General features: G+C 58.4%; 10 protein-coding genes. 1 reads left to right on the top strand and 9 read right to left on the bottom strand.

Annotated elements, in window-relative coordinates:
• Positions 1 to 265: 265 nt before the first annotated feature.
• The 8 genes from ACSQ13_RS15940 to ACSQ13_RS15975 all read right to left on the bottom strand — a co-directional run bounded on the left by ACSQ13_RS15940 (position 266) and on the right by ACSQ13_RS15975 (position 12,411).
• On the bottom strand, positions 266 to 2,272 hold the full coding sequence (locus tag ACSQ13_RS15940; RefSeq protein ID WP_295510656.1) for a hydantoinase/oxoprolinase family protein: 2,007 nt from the start codon (positions 2,270 to 2,272) through the stop codon (positions 266 to 268).
• 65 nt (positions 2,273 to 2,337) lie between these two features.
• Entirely contained in the window at positions 2,338 to 3,366 is a 1,029-nt protein-coding gene (gene queG / locus ACSQ13_RS15945; protein ID WP_176249768.1) for a tRNA epoxyqueuosine(34) reductase QueG, read from the bottom strand.
• A 63-nt stretch (positions 3,367 to 3,429) separates the two neighbouring features.
• Positions 3,430 to 4,095 (bottom strand): FtsZ-binding protein FzlA, encoded by a 666-nt coding sequence (gene fzlA / locus ACSQ13_RS15950; protein WP_176249767.1) that lies wholly within the window; start codon positions 4,093 to 4,095, stop codon positions 3,430 to 3,432.
• A gap of 60 nt (positions 4,096 to 4,155) precedes the next feature.
• Positions 4,156 to 4,881: a monofunctional biosynthetic peptidoglycan transglycosylase gene (mtgA, locus tag ACSQ13_RS15955; RefSeq protein ID WP_295510659.1), complete on the bottom strand. Its 726-nt coding sequence runs from the start codon at positions 4,879 to 4,881 to the stop codon at positions 4,156 to 4,158.
• Between the two features lie 27 nt (positions 4,882 to 4,908).
• Positions 4,909 to 5,622, bottom strand: coding sequence for an SGNH/GDSL hydrolase family protein (locus ACSQ13_RS15960; protein WP_176249765.1), 714 nt, complete (start codon positions 5,620 to 5,622; stop codon positions 4,909 to 4,911).
• 39 nt (positions 5,623 to 5,661) lie between these two features.
• On the bottom strand, positions 5,662 to 6,240 hold the full coding sequence (locus tag ACSQ13_RS15965; RefSeq protein ID WP_295510663.1) for a Hint domain-containing protein: 579 nt from the start codon (positions 6,238 to 6,240) through the stop codon (positions 5,662 to 5,664).
• Positions 6,241 to 6,379: 139 nt separating this feature from the next.
• On the bottom strand, positions 6,380 to 10,912 hold the full coding sequence (gene gltB / locus ACSQ13_RS15970; protein WP_373027885.1) for a glutamate synthase large subunit: 4,533 nt from the start codon (positions 10,910 to 10,912) through the stop codon (positions 6,380 to 6,382).
• A gap of 65 nt (positions 10,913 to 10,977) precedes the next feature.
• Positions 10,978 to 12,411 carry an NAD(P)-dependent oxidoreductase gene (locus ACSQ13_RS15975; RefSeq protein WP_176249762.1) on the bottom strand — a complete coding sequence of 478 codons (1,434 nt, stop codon included), beginning with the start codon at positions 12,409 to 12,411 and terminating at the stop codon, positions 10,978 to 10,980.
• Positions 12,412 to 12,637: 226 nt separating this feature from the next.
• Between ACSQ13_RS15975 and ACSQ13_RS15980 the strand changes: the two genes are divergently transcribed.
• Positions 12,638 to 13,441 carry an undecaprenyl-diphosphate phosphatase gene (locus ACSQ13_RS15980; RefSeq protein ID WP_295512520.1) on the top strand — a complete coding sequence of 268 codons (804 nt, stop codon included), beginning with the start codon at positions 12,638 to 12,640 and terminating at the stop codon, positions 13,439 to 13,441.
• Positions 13,442 to 13,494: 53 nt separating this feature from the next.
• Here ACSQ13_RS15980 and ACSQ13_RS15985 read toward each other — a convergent pair whose 3' ends face one another.
• The gene (locus ACSQ13_RS15985; RefSeq protein ID WP_295512518.1) at positions 13,495 to 14,478 is read right to left on the bottom strand and encodes a complex I NDUFA9 subunit family protein; all 984 of its coding nucleotides are present in this window, start codon (positions 14,476 to 14,478) and stop codon (positions 13,495 to 13,497) included.
• Between the last annotated feature and the right edge of the window lie 24 nt (positions 14,479 to 14,502).

Consider the following 14,502-nt stretch of genomic DNA (forward strand, 5'->3'; position numbering starts at 1 on the left):
CCACAGAAGGCGGGGAATATTGCCCCCGCCTTCTGGGTCTTGGTGCCGCCTCGAAGTGCGGCACCATTTTCACTCGCTAACTCTTTAGGGTCCAAACGCCTGCTTTTCCGCAGAAGGTATCGGAACCAAACTGATTATCAGCGCAACGGTTTTGGAAACCACAACACTGCCATTTACTACTGCACACAGGAATAGAAAAAAATATGGCTATTCGATGTAGATCGCAGAAACAATCTAGGTGCACTATTCATGTCCGGCGTGTCTATCAGCCATCCGCAACCCGAGGGCGCCCTGTTGCTTCGACAGTGATCACCGCCTCGATAAAGACTTCGCGGCTCTCGACACCGGCAGTGCGAATGTCCCGCTCGACGTTCACTTGAATATCTGCTGCCCCTGCCGCCTGCGCGTCCGCCACGGCTTTCTCGCGCAAGACCCCCTCAAGCTGTGCCAACGCGCTGGCCTGATCGGTGAAATCCTGTGGCCCGCTTTCCAGATGCACACGAAACCTGCCCTCGCTGGGTGATGTGACTGTCCCGCTTTCGCGCATCGTCACGCGGCCCACCACTGCGCCAATGGCATTTGCCACACCCGCATGTTCCGGCAGGATCATCTTGGCCCCAAGGGCGATACCGACAGCAGGGTAATAGGCCGGTGCCGAGGCCCCCAACCCGATCACCGGCACATTCAGCGCCGCCTCTATCCGCAAAAGGCCCCGGTGCCCCTTGAGCCCCCTTTGCAGCAGAACATGACGCGCCAGAACCTCGGGCGGGGCGTCAAACGCAGGGTCTTCTTCTGCAAATGCGGTCTCCAGCAAGGCCAACGCAGTTTGGTGGGTCAATTGATCGACAATCATCTGTGCCATCACATCAGGGTCAGGGGCAAGCATCTCACCCGCCCCCGTGCGCCGCCGCCCGAATAGGCGCAAGGCCTTGCGCGCGGCCTCCGCATCCCACGCATCAACACGGCCCAAAGCATGGCTGGCATCAGACGGCGTGACGCCCGCAATCTGTACCAAGCCGCGTTCAACAAGCCGTTTCAGCGCCCCGGTTTCGATCCGTGACCGCAGGATATCACCCAACGGGTGTACGCCCTCGCCAATCCGCTCAAGCAGGGTAACCTCTCTCGGGCCGATGCCTTCGTGCGTTTGACCTGCAACCGCCCGCACAAATCTTGCATCGAATTCACCCGGGGTCGCCGTGCGCAATTGCGCGTCCAACGCGTCATGCACAACGTCGGACGCATCGACCGCCACCAGCGAAACAGGCAACAACCGCCTTGGCCCCAGGGTGATACCGCCTTGCAATCCTTCGGTCAGGAAATGAACCTCACTATCACCACCCAAACCGGTTGTGCGCATCGCCACCGCCTCGACCATGGTGCGATAGGGCCCGACCTGTGCGCCCGCAGGATCAATGGCAGGCCGCCCGCCGCGCAGCAGCGCCACATCGGTCGTCGTCCCGCCAATGTCACTGACCAGCGCATGATCCGCACCGGTCATCCAACGTGCCCCGACAATTGACGCCGCAGGGCCGCTCAGGATCGTCTCGATCGGGCGTTCACGGGCTTGGGCCGATGAAATCAACGCACCATCGCCGCGCACCACCATCAGGGGGGCCGTTACCCCAATCTCGATCAGCACGTTTTCGGCGCGACCGATCAAACGGTCGATCATCCCGATCAGACGGGCGTTCAAAACAGCCGTCAGCGCACGTTTTGGCCCGTTCAGCTTGGCCGACAATTGATGTGACGATGACACGGGCCTGTTGGTGAACTGCCCGACAAGCTCCGCAACACGCAGCTCGTGTGCGGGATTGCGCGTGGCGAACTGGCTGGCGACAGCAAAACCGCTCACGTCATCCTTGTGGCTCTCAAGAAACGCAACCAAAGCGGCTTCGTCCAGCGGCATCACCTCGCCACCTGCGTGATTATGCCCGCCCGACACCACCAGATAGGGGTCACCCTTCAGGGCATCGGCCAACCCGTGGGCCTGCAAGTCCCGCTCCTTGAAACCGACATAGATCAGCGCGACCCTGCCACCCTGCCCTTCGACTAACGCATTGGTCGCCAATGTCGTGGACAAGGATGCAAGCGACACATCAGCCGCCTTTACATGCGCCTTTTCCAGCACCGCGCGCACCGCGTTGCCAACACCGATCGCAAGGTCATTGCGGGTCGTCAGCGCCTTGGCCGACGCGATCACGTCCTTTTCGTCACGGATCAATACCGCATCGGTATAGGTTCCGCCGGTATCAACACCCAAAAGCAACGCCATCGTCTTCTCCTTGAACTACTGGGACGGGTTTAGACATAACGCCATGCGCGTCCAGCCTGTTTGCGTCATTTCGCAGCCAAGCGGGCAACAGCCCAACGCGCGGCATCGGCTACTGTGGCATCAGGGTCATCCACATGGGCTTGTGCCGCGGGTGCAAGCGCGGCCATGCCCGAATTGCCGATGGCATACAGAACATTGCGAATGAACCGGTCACGCCCGATCCGCTTGACCGGAGATCCTGAAAACCTCAGCCTGAATGCGGCATCATCCAGCGTTGCCAGCTCTGCCAGATCAGGTGCTCCGACCCCACCGTGATAGCGCATGTCGCTGGCCGCGACGGCAAATTTGTTCCACGGGCACGCCGCAAGGCAATCATCACAACCGTAGATCCGGTTGCCCAGCTTGCTGCGCAGTTCCAGATCAACAGGGCCTTTATGCTCGATCGTCAGATAGGAAATGCACCGCCGCGCGTCCAACCGGTAAGGTGCCGGAAAAGCATCAGTCGGGCAGGCCTCCAAACAAGACCGGCACGACCCGCAATGATCACCCTCGGCCCCGTCGACGGGCAACTCAAGCGTCGTGAAAACCGCGCCCAGAAAGGCCCAGTTCCCCCAGTCACGGCTGACCAGATTGGTGTGCTTGCCCTGCCATCCCAACCCGGCCGCTTGGCCCAACGCCTTTTCCGGCACCGGGGCGGTATCCACGAACACCTTTACCTCGCAGGGCTCCTGCTCGATCAACCACCGCGCCAACCGCTTGAGCCGCTTTTTGACGATGTCATGATAATCGCGCCCGTGGGCATAGACGGACACCGCAGCTTTCTGCGGCTGCCCCAATATCGCTGTCGGATCATGTTCGGGGGCATAGCTTTCTGCCAGCATGATCACCGACCGCGCCTCGGGCCACAAAGCCGCCGGATCGCCGCGCCACGCCATGCGCTCCGCCATCCAGGACATCTGACCGTGATACCCCGCCTCTACAAAAGCAGCCAGACGCGCCGGCACCTGCCGAACATCCGAAGGCCGGCACACCCGGCACGCCACAAACCCCTCTTCCAAGGCCCGGGCAACCAAACGATCCTTTAAACCGTCCATGTCTTCTCTGGCTCAGAAATATCCTCGGGGGTTTGGGGGCAGACAGCCCCCAACGCTTTCAGACTAGAAATCAAGGTCATTGTAATGCTTTGGCGGCGGAAACCCCGGTACCTGATCGGCCAACAAAGACCTGAACGCAGGGCGGGATTTGATCTTGGCGTACCAGTCTTTGACCACATCCGACCGGTTCCAATCCACATCCGAGATATAATCAAGCGACGACAGATGCGCAGCAGCCGCAAAATCGGCCAGTGTCATCACATCACCCGCCAGCCAGCGCCGATGGTCCAACAACCACGCCATGTAATCAATGTGGTATTTGATCGCCTTGGCACCGTCCTTGACGTTGCGGCTGTCGGGAAACCCTTGGCCCATGACCTTTTTGTTCACCCGTTCGTACAGCAGCTTTGATGTAACTTCGGAGTGGAATTTGTCATCGAACCAACTGACCAGACGGCGTACTTCAAGACGCTGGACGGGGTCGCTTGGCATCAGCGACGGCTCCGGGCGGGTTTCCTCGATATACTCGCAAATCGCGGCACTTTCCGACATGATAATGCCATCCAGTTGCAAAACCGGTACTTTGCCGGCGGGGTTCTTGCGCATGAAATCGGGGTCTTGTTCCCAATACCGCTCGTCTACCCGCTCGACCTCGATCTTCTTTTCAGCAAGGCTCAGCCGGACCTTTCGGCAGAAAGGGGATAGCGGTACGTGAAAAAGGCGGGCCATGGTAAGGTTCCAAAACTAAGGATAAGCTTCTTCCACTCATGCCTGTGTTGAGTTGTATATTCAACTCTCGAAACAGGCGGCACGCCCATCGTTGCTGATTGTCGCCGCTCCGTCGCGGATTTGCGCGCTGCGTTTTCTGACATAATCGCTGGGCTTTGAAGCCGAACGCGTCTTGGGCGAGGGCAAGATCGCAGCAAGCCGCGCGGCCTGGGTCGCCGACAGTTTTGCAGGGATGACCCCGAAGTAATGTTGGGCCGCCGCGTCAACGCCGAACACGCCTTCGCCAAACTCGGCCACGTTCAGATAGACCTCGACGATCCGGCGCTTGGTCCAGACGGCTTCGACGACCGGGGTGATGGCGGCCTCCAGGACTTTGCGGATCCATGTGCGGCCATGCCACAGATATACGTTCTTTACCGTCTGCTGGCTTAGCGTCGATGCGCCCCGGTTTGACCCTTCGGCAATCGCCTTCTTGATCGCGGCCAGATCAAAGCCCCAGTGGTTGCAGAAATTCGCATCCTCCGCAGCCACCACGGACCGCGCCATAACGGGGGCGATATCCTCGAGCGGAACCCATTGGTGGTCGACACCACCCAGCCTGCGGCTTTCGCTGAACATGTACGGGGTTGTAGGGGGGTTAAACACGGCAAACAGCAATACCAGCGCGAAAACGATGCCGATGCCGACCAGTGCCACCTTCAGGGCCGCCCGGATGATCCGCGACTTAAGTCCCTTGCGGGGCTTCGGGGCTGTTTTGGTCTTTTTGGATGATGCTCGTTTCGCCATGGAGAACAGCTATACTGCCCCTGCGGCTCATTGTGAACGGGGGTCGCGTTCGGAAATCGCTTTTGCCAGATAGCTGCCGATCAAGGCCGACCCCTTGGGAGACGGATGCGTGTTGTCGCTGGCAAACTGGGTCGGGTCAGCGGGGTCGATCACCATCTCTGAATCCAGAAAAGTCACCCCCGGCGTGCGTGCGGCAAACCGTGCAATGCGCCGTTCAAGCAAAACCAGATCGTCGCGGCATCCTTCGAACGATCCTTTGCCGTTTCCCTTGTAATACCCCATCCAGATAACCTGCGCGCCACTGTCGCGCAGCCCGGCGAGAAATGCGGGAATGGTGCCTGATGTCGTGTCCGGGCCGATCAGTTCATCCACAACCGGGCGGCAGGCTGCGCATTTGCAATCGTCAAACCCCAGGTCATTTGCCCCGCCATCCACAACGACCCAGTTCCAACTGCCGCCGGGATATTGCCGCTGGATGTCGAAACCGATTGCAGAAAACAGGGCAGACCCGTTGTCAAATTTTGCGCCGGGGATGGCCTTGTTCGTCACCTGCCGGCCCAGGGTCTTGGCGATAACATCGGGGATGGCCTGATCGCTCCGGCCGTTCCAGGCCATGACGGAATCGCCAATAACAAGAATATCACCGCCACCTTTCGGGGCCGTATCCGTACAAGCCGCAACGGCTAATCCAAAAAGCAGAACAAGAACGATCCGCGCGCGCGATGTGATGAAACTGGTCATCCGTACAACATAGGACGCGGCGCGCCTTGGTAAAGTCGCTTAAACCGCGACAACGCGGGCTTCGGCCCAATCTACGGTCGGGCGGGCAAATTTACCGCTTGGTGCGGCATTGCTGCGTGGTCGCATGGCATCAATATAGTCACCATTTTCATGGGGCATATCGCTTTCGACCAGCGCCTCTTGGGCAAGAATGACCTGATGTGCGTCAAAGCCAAGGCTCAGATATTCTATTTGATCGCATTCCTGACGTGTGACGGTTGTCCCGTTCACCAACGACCGTGCTTCGATCAATACCTCGTCCTGACCGAAATACAGTTCAGCCTGCCAGCCGTTCAGCAGCACACGGTGCAAGGGGGCCAGCAACAAGGGTTCTGAATTTCCGATGCCGCCAACCGAAATACGGACCGGTGCATCGGCACCCGTGCCGCGCATCTTTTGACGGCTTAGGCTGCGCAAGGGTTGCAGATCGCCATCCGCGGTCTCGATCAGATCACCCAATTTGAGCGTTTCGATCGCGCGCGGGCCCCTGACCGTTTCAATCAGTGTTCCACGAGTCAAACCTGAAGCAAAAGCAACGGGTTCAGCGTCTAGAAATGTATCATGAAAGAACTCGGACATGGGATCACCTCGGTATTTGGTTGAACCGAGAATGCAGGTCGATCGTGTCCTATTTAAGGACATTTGAGGGTCAATTGGGGCAATTACGTGCCGGGCGTGATCAATGATAACGCCCGGCATTGGGTCAAAAGCTACTCTGCTACTCAGCAGGCATCGCTTTCTTTTCGTGGCTCAGCGGTGCCGGAATGTGGATCAGCATCTCTTTTGGGCAAATCTGAAGGAAGTTGGCCTTTTCAGTTTCCCAATGTTGCAAGATGTCAGCGGCCTTGCGGCTGCCTGTCTCGGCCAGATGCCGTTCGATCAGACCTTTCAGCTGGTTTTCCCAGTGATCGACCGTGACCGGGCAGGTCACAAGCGTTTCCATGTTCAGCACGGAATCAGCGCGGCCTTCGGGGTCATAGAGATAGGCCATGCCCCCTGTCATACCCGCACCAAAGTTGGCACCGATGCTGCCCAAAATCACCGCCACACCGCCGGTCATATATTCACAACCGTTGCTGCCGCAGCCTTCGATCACAACATGCGCGCCAGAGTTACGCACGGCAAACCGTTCGCCTGCGCGGCCCGCTGCAAACAGGAAGCCTTTGGTCGCACCATACAGAACGGTGTTGCCGATAATGGTGTTCTCGGCTGCAATGATCGTGCTGGCCATGGATGGGCGCACCACGATCGTGCCCCCCGACAGACCCTTGCCGACATAATCGTTGGCATCGCCGGACACTTCCAGTTTCAAACCCGGCGCGGCAAAGGCACCAAGGCTTTGACCGGCAGAGCCTGTCAGCTTGACCGTGAGGTGGTCGGGCTGCAACTGGTTGTTCATGCCAAAGCGGCTGATGATATGGCTGGAGGTGCGTGTGCCAACAGTACGGTGCGTGTTCTGCACCGCATAGCTAAGCTGCATCTTCTCGCCATCCTCAAGGAACCGCGCGGCATCGCGCACGATTTCAGCGTCCAGCGTATCCAGCACGGCATTGCGTGGCTTGCTGCGGTCATAAACGATCTCGGACGCGCCATCGACCGTGATCAATAGCGGGTTAAGGTCCAGATCATCCAAGTGGGCAGAACCACGGCTGACCTGCGCCAGCAGATCGGCACGGCCAATCACATCATCCAGACTGCGCGCACCGATGGACGCAAGCAATTCACGTACTTCGGTAGCGTAGAAGGTGATCAGGTTGACGACCTTGTCGGCATTGCCGGTGAACTTGCCGCGCAGTGCTTCGTCTTGGGTACACACGCCCACGGGGCAGGTGTTCGACTGGCACTGACGCACCATAATACAGCCCATCGCGATCAGCGCAGCGGTGCCGATGCCGTATTCTTCGGCACCCATCATCGCGGCCATGACAATGTCACGACCTGTGCGCAAACCACCATCGGTGCGCAGGGTCACGCGGTCACGCAGGTTGTTCATCGACAACACTTGATGTGCCTCGGTCAGACCCATTTCCCATGGCAGACCCGCATATTTGATCGATGTCGCAGGCGACGCGCCGGTGCCACCGTTGTGACCCGAGATCAGGATGATATCCGCCTTGGCCTTGGCCACACCCGCCGCAATCGTCCCAACGCCGGACGATGCCACCAGTTTCACGGTCACCTTGCAGCGCGGGTTGATCTGCTTGAGGTCATAGATCAGCTGCGCAAGGTCTTCGATCGAATAGATGTCGTGGTGCGGTGGCGGGGAAATCAGCGTCACACCCTTGGTCGAATGGCGCAGACGGGCAATCAGGTCGGTGACCTTCATACCGGGCAGCTGGCCACCCTCGCCGGGCTTGGCACCTTGGGCGACTTTGATTTCCAGTTCTTCGCACTGGTTCAGGTATTCGGCGGTCACACCAAAACGGCCCGACGCAACCTGCTTGATCTTGGCAGACGGGTTGTCGCCGTTGGATTCGGGCACAAAATGTGCCGGATCTTCGCCGCCCTCGCCGGAATCCGACTTGGCACCGATGCGGTTCATCGCGACGTTCAGGGTCTTGTGAGCCTCTGGTGACAGCGCACCAAGCGACATGCCGGGGGTCACGAAACGCTTGCGGATCGCGGTGATGCTTTCGACTTCTTCAATCGGGATCGGAGCGCCAAGCGGCTTGATATCCAGCAGATCGCGTAGATGGATCGGCGGATTGCTTTGCATCTTGGCACTGTACTGCTTCCACATCTGATAGGAGGCTTTGTTACACGCCATCTGCAACATGTGCATCGACGATGCTTCCCATGCGTGGGTCTCGCCCGAGGTGCGCGCCTTGTAGAAACCACCGATCGGCATGACGACAGCGTCGCCCTTCCAACCACGATCATGTACGGCTTCGGCCTTGCGCTGGATACCGTTGGTACCGATGCCACTGATGCGGCTGGTCATACCGGGGAAGTATTCGGCACACATGGCGCGTGACAGGCCCACCGCTTCAAAGTTCAGGCCCCCGCGATAGGACGAGATGACGCTGATGCCCATCTTGGCCATGATTTTCAGCAAACCCTGGTCGATTGCCTCGCGGTAGCGCGACATCGCCTGGGTCAGGTTCACGTCCAGCAGGCCGCGATCAATACGGTCGGCCAGCGAGTCTTCGGCAAGATAGGCGTTTACCACGGTCGCACCGCAACCGATCAACACGGCAAAGTAATGCGGATCAACACATTCAGCGGAACGGACGTTCAGCGATGTGAATGTCCGCAGACCTTTGCGGGTCAGTTGGCTGTGCACGGCAGAAGTCGCCAGGATCATCGGCATCGCAACACGGCCCTCGCCGCTGAACTGGTCGGTCAGCACGATGTGCCCCGCGCCGGAACGAACGGCGTCTTCGGCCTCTTCGCGGATGCGGCGCAGACCATCGTTCAGGTTGCTGCCACCGGGTTCAAAGGTACAATCGATGGTCACGGAATCCGCGTTGAATTCACCCATCAGCTGATCGAACTGCGCGTTGGCCAGGAACGGGCTGTCGAGCACCAGAATTTCGGTCTGGGCACTGGATTCGTCCAACACGTTTTTCAGATTACCAAAGCGTGTTTTCAGGCTCATCACGCGGAATTCGCGCAAGCTGTCGATCGGCGGGTTTGTCACCTGGCTAAAGTTCTGGCGGAAGAAGTGGCTGAGCGGGCGGTACTGGTTCGACAGAACTGCCGATGGTGTATCGTCGCCCATCGACGCCAACGGTTCTTTACCGTCCTCGGCCATCGGGGCGAGGATCTGCTCAAGGTCTTCAATGGTATAACCGGCAGCCACCTGACGGCGGCGCAGTTCGTCACCGGCAAACAACGGCTTTTCCTCGATGCCGCTCAGGGCTTCGTCCAGTTCGTTGATCTTGCCGACCCATTCGCCAAACGGACGGGATGCCGCCAGTTTGTCTTTGATCTCGGTATCGCCGAACATCTTGCCTTCTTCGATGTCCACAGCCAGCAACTGACCGGGGCCAAGCGCGCCTTTGTGGATTACGTTTGCTTCGTCCTGGGGGACCATGCCCGCCTCGGAACCGGCGATCAGCATACCGTCAGCGGTGACGACATAGCGCATCGGGCGCAGACCGTTACGGTCAAGGCCTGCGCAAACCCAGCGGCCATCGGTCATGGCAAGGGCGGCAGGGCCATCCCAGGGTTCCATCACAGAGTTGCAATAGGAATACATGTCGCGCCACGCTTCGGGCAGTTCAACCGCCTGCTTGGACCATGATTCAGGCACCAGCATGGTTTTCGCCATCGGGGCGTTGCGACCTGCGCGTACCAGAACCTCGAACACCGCATCCAGCGCAGCAGAGTCAGACGACCCCGCCGCGACGATTGGTTTGATGTCTTCGGCCATGTCACCGAATGTGCCCGACGCCATGCGGATTTCGTGCGACTTCATCCAGTTCAGGTTGCCCTTGAGGGTGTTGATCTCGCCGTTGTGGGCCAACATGCGGAAGGGCTGCGCCAGCCACCACTGCGGGAAGGTGTTGGTGGAATAACGCTGGTGATAGATCGCAAAGGCGGATTCAAAGCGGTCATCCAGCAGATCGGGATAGAAGTTGGCCACATCCTGGGCCAGCATCATGCCTTTGTAGATGATCGACCGGCAGGACATCGACGCGATATAAAGGGTCGGTACCTGCGCGGCGAGCGCGGCTTTCTCGATGCGGCGACGGATCACATAAAGTTCGCGCTCGAATGTTTCTTCGTCCACGCCTTTGGCATTGGAGATCAGGATTTGTTCGATCTCGGGGCGGGTCGCGTTGGCCTTTTCACCCAGCACAGAGATATCGACCGGCACGTGGCGCCAGCCATAAATGTAATACCCCATGCGCAGCACTTCGGTTTCGACGATGGTCCGGCAGGTTTCTTGCGCGGCAAAGTTGGTGCGCGGCAAGAACACCTGACCAACGGCAATCAATTCACCTTCGCGCGGGCTGTGGCCGGTGCGGCGGACCTGATCGTAAAAGAAGTTGACCGGAATCTGCACGTGGATACCCGCGCCATCGCCGGTCTTGCCATCCGCATCAACAGCACCGCGGTGCCAGATCGCTTTCAGCGCTTTGATGCCCGACAAAACCACATCGCGGCTGCACGAGCCGTCGATGTTCACAACAAGGCCAACACCACAGGAAGAATGCTCTTCTTCCTCGGAATACAGACCGTTTGCCGCCATATGCGCGCGCTTTGCTTCTTCGCGGGCTACCCAGGCTTCATCATACTTGGTCATTTGCTATCTCCTAATTCGGGCGCGCCTTGGGCGCGAAAATACATTTGTTACAGGCGTGGGGCCGGTTATTCGGCTGCGATGGCCGTTTTCGTGCCCAGCTTCTCAAGGATGGCTTGCGCACAATCGCGGCCGTCCTTGATTGCCCAAACCACCAGTGACGCACCGCGCACGATGTCACCCACGGCATAGACGTCATCAAGATCGGTGGCACCCGTGACGTAATCGGCCTTGATCGTGCCCCAGCGGTTCACGGGCAGTTCAGGTGTGCGCCACAATGTTGGCAGGTCTTCTGGCTCAAAGCCCAAGGCCATAATCACCAGATCGGCTTCTTCGACGTAATCAGCGCCTTCGATCACTTCGGGGGCCTGACGACCTGTGGCATCGGGCGCGCCAAGACGCATCTTTTGCACCATGACACCTGTCACCGGATCACCGACAAACCCCTTGGGGGCAGACAACCATTCGAACACAACGCCTTCTTCCTCGGCGTTTTGCACTTCGCGCTGGCTGCCGGGCATGTTGGCACGGTCGCGGCGGTACAGACATTTCACAGATGTCGCACCCTGACGGATCGAGGTACGAACGCAGTCCATCGCGGTATCGCCACCACCGATGACAACGACCTTTTTGCCATGGGCGTTCAAACGACCGGATTCAAATTCCTCGACAGTGTCGCCAAAGCTTTTGCGGTTGCTGACGGTCAGGAAATCAATCGCGCGCTCAAGGCCGACACCCCCTACACCGGGGGCCTGAATTTCGCGGGTTTTGTAAACGCCGGTCGCGATGATCACTGCGTCATGCTTGGCACGGATATCGGCAAAGCTGATGTCGACGCCGACATTACAGTTCAGTTCAAACTTTACGCCACCTTCGGCAAGCTGGTCATTGCGGCGCATCACCACATCTTTTTCCAGTTTGAAGCCGGGGATGCCGTAGGTCAGCAAACCGCCTGCGCGATCATAGCGGTCATAGATGGTGACTTGCACACCCTGGCGGCGCAGCACGTCGGCGGCGGCCAGACCACCGGGGCCAGCACCGATGATGCCAACGGATTCAGTACGCTCGGTGTGCGGCTTGATCGCCTGCACCCAGCCGTTTTCCCACGCGGTGTCAGTGATGTATTTTTCGACCGACCCGATGGTCACAGTGCCGTGGCCGGACTGTTCAATCACGCAGTTACCTTCGCACAGGCGATCCTGCGGGCAGATACGGCCACAAATCTCGGGGAAGGTATTGGTGGCTTGCGACACTTCATACGCTTCTTTCAGACGGCCTTCGGCTGTCAGACGCAGCCAGTCGGGGATGTTGTTGTGCAACGGGCAATGGGTCTGACAATACGGCACACCACATTGGCTGCACCGGCTGGCCTGCTCTTTGGCTTTCTCATCCGCGTATTCCGCGTAAATCTCGTGAAAGTCTTCGCGGCGCAGATTCGGCATCCGCTTTTCGGGCATATCCCGTGAAACCGTTGTAAACTTAAGCATTGGCTGCTTTGCCATAATCGAAAACTCCGCCTGAAAAACTTTGTTAGCCTCCCTTACACAAATGCGAAATGATAATAAAGGCAGCAGTGCTGACCTATATGTAAATTTTTTTCGCCCAGCTTTGAGAGTGAGGCGATTTTCTGCGTATTTTAGGTCCGATGCGGACTTAATATAGTTCTTTGCTTTCTTTTGAGCGGGTTTATACGTCGGCCTCAGCATAAGCATCGCAGGCAATCAGACCATGACACTGTTTCAACTATTACTCGTGGCCATCATTCAGGGCCTTACCGAATTCTTGCCTGTGTCATCCTCTGGACATCTAATACTACTGCCATTCGTCACTGGCGGCCCCGATCAAGGGCTGGCGATAGACGTTGCGGTTCATGTGGGTACCTTGCTTGCCGTGATCTTGTATTTCCGATCCCAAGTTGTCGAGGCGACGATCGGCTTGGGCCGCTTGGCACGAGGCAAGGTCGACACTCGTGGCGCGCGCACTGCGCTTTTGCTCATCATCGCGACGATCCCCGTCTTGGTCGCAGGACTGCTGTTTAAAGCAATGGGCATCGACGAAATGCTGCGGTCCGTCGCCGTGATTGGCTGGACCATGCTGATATTCGGGCTTGTGCTGTATTGGGCAGATAAAACTGGCGGGAACGAGATGTCCGCCGGCGACTGGCGCATGAAAGACGCGGTGTGGATGGGTCTGGCACAGGCAGTCGCGCTGATCCCCGGCACCTCGCGGTCAGGCATCACCATCACTGCGGCCCGCAAGCTGGGGTATGACCGCACCGGGGCTGCGACCCTGTCGATGCTGATGTCGATCCCCACAATCCTTGCCTCGGGTGCGTTGCTATCGCTGGATGTGATCGGAGAGGCCGACTGGCAATTGGCGAAAGACGCCTCCATCGCTGCGGCCTTTGCCTTTGTCGCGGCGATGCTGGCGCTTGTTTTGATGATGCGCCTGCTGCGCAGTGTCAGCTTTACGCCTTACGTAATCTACCGGGTGATATTGGGCATCGCGCTGCTGGCTTACGCTTATTCATAAACGCAAAAGGCCCCGCCGGTATGGCAGGGCCTTTGTAAAAGTCTATCAGGTGATCAGCTGCGCAAGTCTTTGGCAGACGCCATAATGTCGTCGTACTGCCCGGACGGGCGGAACCGCCACAGATAATCCGGCAAGACCGATGACATCGACACAGGCGAAATCCTCAACGCGTCAAAACCCTTTGCATCCGGTGCAACCACATTGTCAGTGCCAAGGTTCTTGACCTGATCACGGGTGACCATAAAATTCCTGACCAGCCCAAGCGTAACCGCCTGCAAAATATCAAAGGCACCCGCCAGGATCTTGGCCACGAACATAGGCAAGCCAATCACCAAACGACGACGATGCACTACTGCCAGCATCCGCTGCATCAATGCGCGGAAGCTTTCCACGTCAGGGCCGCCCAGCTCGTAGATGCCGGCTGGCGCATCACCGAGAACGGCCATTTCAGCCGCCTTTGCCACGTCATCCACATACACCGGCTGGAACAAGGTATCTGCGCCAACAACAGGCACCACCGGGCTGAGACGTGTCATGCCTGCAAAGCGGTTAAAGAATTCATCCTCCGGGCCGAACACAATCGACGGACGCAGGATAACGGCATCCGGCATATGCTTGAGAACAGCCGCCTCGCCCATTGCCTTGGTCTGTGCATATTCGCTGGCAGAATCAATATCCGCCCCGATAGCCGAGATTTGAACCATCCGGCTGATGCCTTCGTCTGCGGCGATCCGTGCAATCCGCTCCGCCCCGCCAGCCTGAATTTCCTCGAACGTACTCTTGCCGGTTTCCGCCAGAATGCCGACGCAGTTCACAACAGCATCTGCCCCTTGCATCGCCGCACGCACCGATGCGTCATCGCGGATATTGCAGAAAACAGGCTCAACCTGACCAACAGCACCATAGGGGCGCACAAAAATCGCCTCGTTCGGGCGGCGTACTGCCACGCGAACCCGCCATCCTGCTTTGGCCATGCGGCGCACAATATAACGCCCGACAAACCCCGAGCCGCCATAGATCGTCACCAGCTTTGACATGATGATGCTCCTGTTCAGAAAAAC

It is taken from the genome of Sulfitobacter sp. SH22 (genome assembly GCF_965641905.1).
In the GTDB taxonomy this organism is placed as follows: domain Bacteria; phylum Pseudomonadota; class Alphaproteobacteria; order Rhodobacterales; family Rhodobacteraceae; genus Sulfitobacter.

Excerpts from the sequence above, each read along its gene's own strand:
- ACSQ13_RS15940 (WP_295510656.1), bottom strand. The coding sequence starts at position 2,272 with ATGGCGTTGCTTTTGGGTGTTGATACCGGCGGAACCTATACCGATGCG.
- queG (WP_176249768.1), bottom strand. The coding sequence starts at position 3,366 with ATGGACGGTTTAAAGGATCGTTTGGTTGCCCGGGCCTTGGAAGAGGGG.
- fzlA (WP_176249767.1), bottom strand. The coding sequence starts at position 4,095 with ATGGCCCGCCTTTTTCACGTACCGCTATCCCCTTTCTGCCGAAAGGTC.
- mtgA (WP_295510659.1), bottom strand. The coding sequence starts at position 4,881 with ATGGCGAAACGAGCATCATCCAAAAAGACCAAAACAGCCCCGAAGCCC.
- ACSQ13_RS15960 (WP_176249765.1), bottom strand. The coding sequence starts at position 5,622 with ATGACCAGTTTCATCACATCGCGCGCGCGGATCGTTCTTGTTCTGCTT.
- ACSQ13_RS15965 (WP_295510663.1), bottom strand. The coding sequence starts at position 6,240 with ATGTCCGAGTTCTTTCATGATACATTTCTAGACGCTGAACCCGTTGCT.
- gltB (WP_373027885.1), bottom strand. The coding sequence starts at position 10,912 with ATGACCAAGTATGATGAAGCCTGGGTAGCCCGCGAAGAAGCAAAGCGC.
- ACSQ13_RS15975 (WP_176249762.1), bottom strand. The coding sequence starts at position 12,411 with ATGGCAAAGCAGCCAATGCTTAAGTTTACAACGGTTTCACGGGATATG.
- ACSQ13_RS15980 (WP_295512520.1), top strand. The coding sequence starts at position 12,638 with ATGACACTGTTTCAACTATTACTCGTGGCCATCATTCAGGGCCTTACC.
- ACSQ13_RS15985 (WP_295512518.1), bottom strand. The coding sequence starts at position 14,478 with ATGTCAAAGCTGGTGACGATCTATGGCGGCTCGGGGTTTGTCGGGCGT.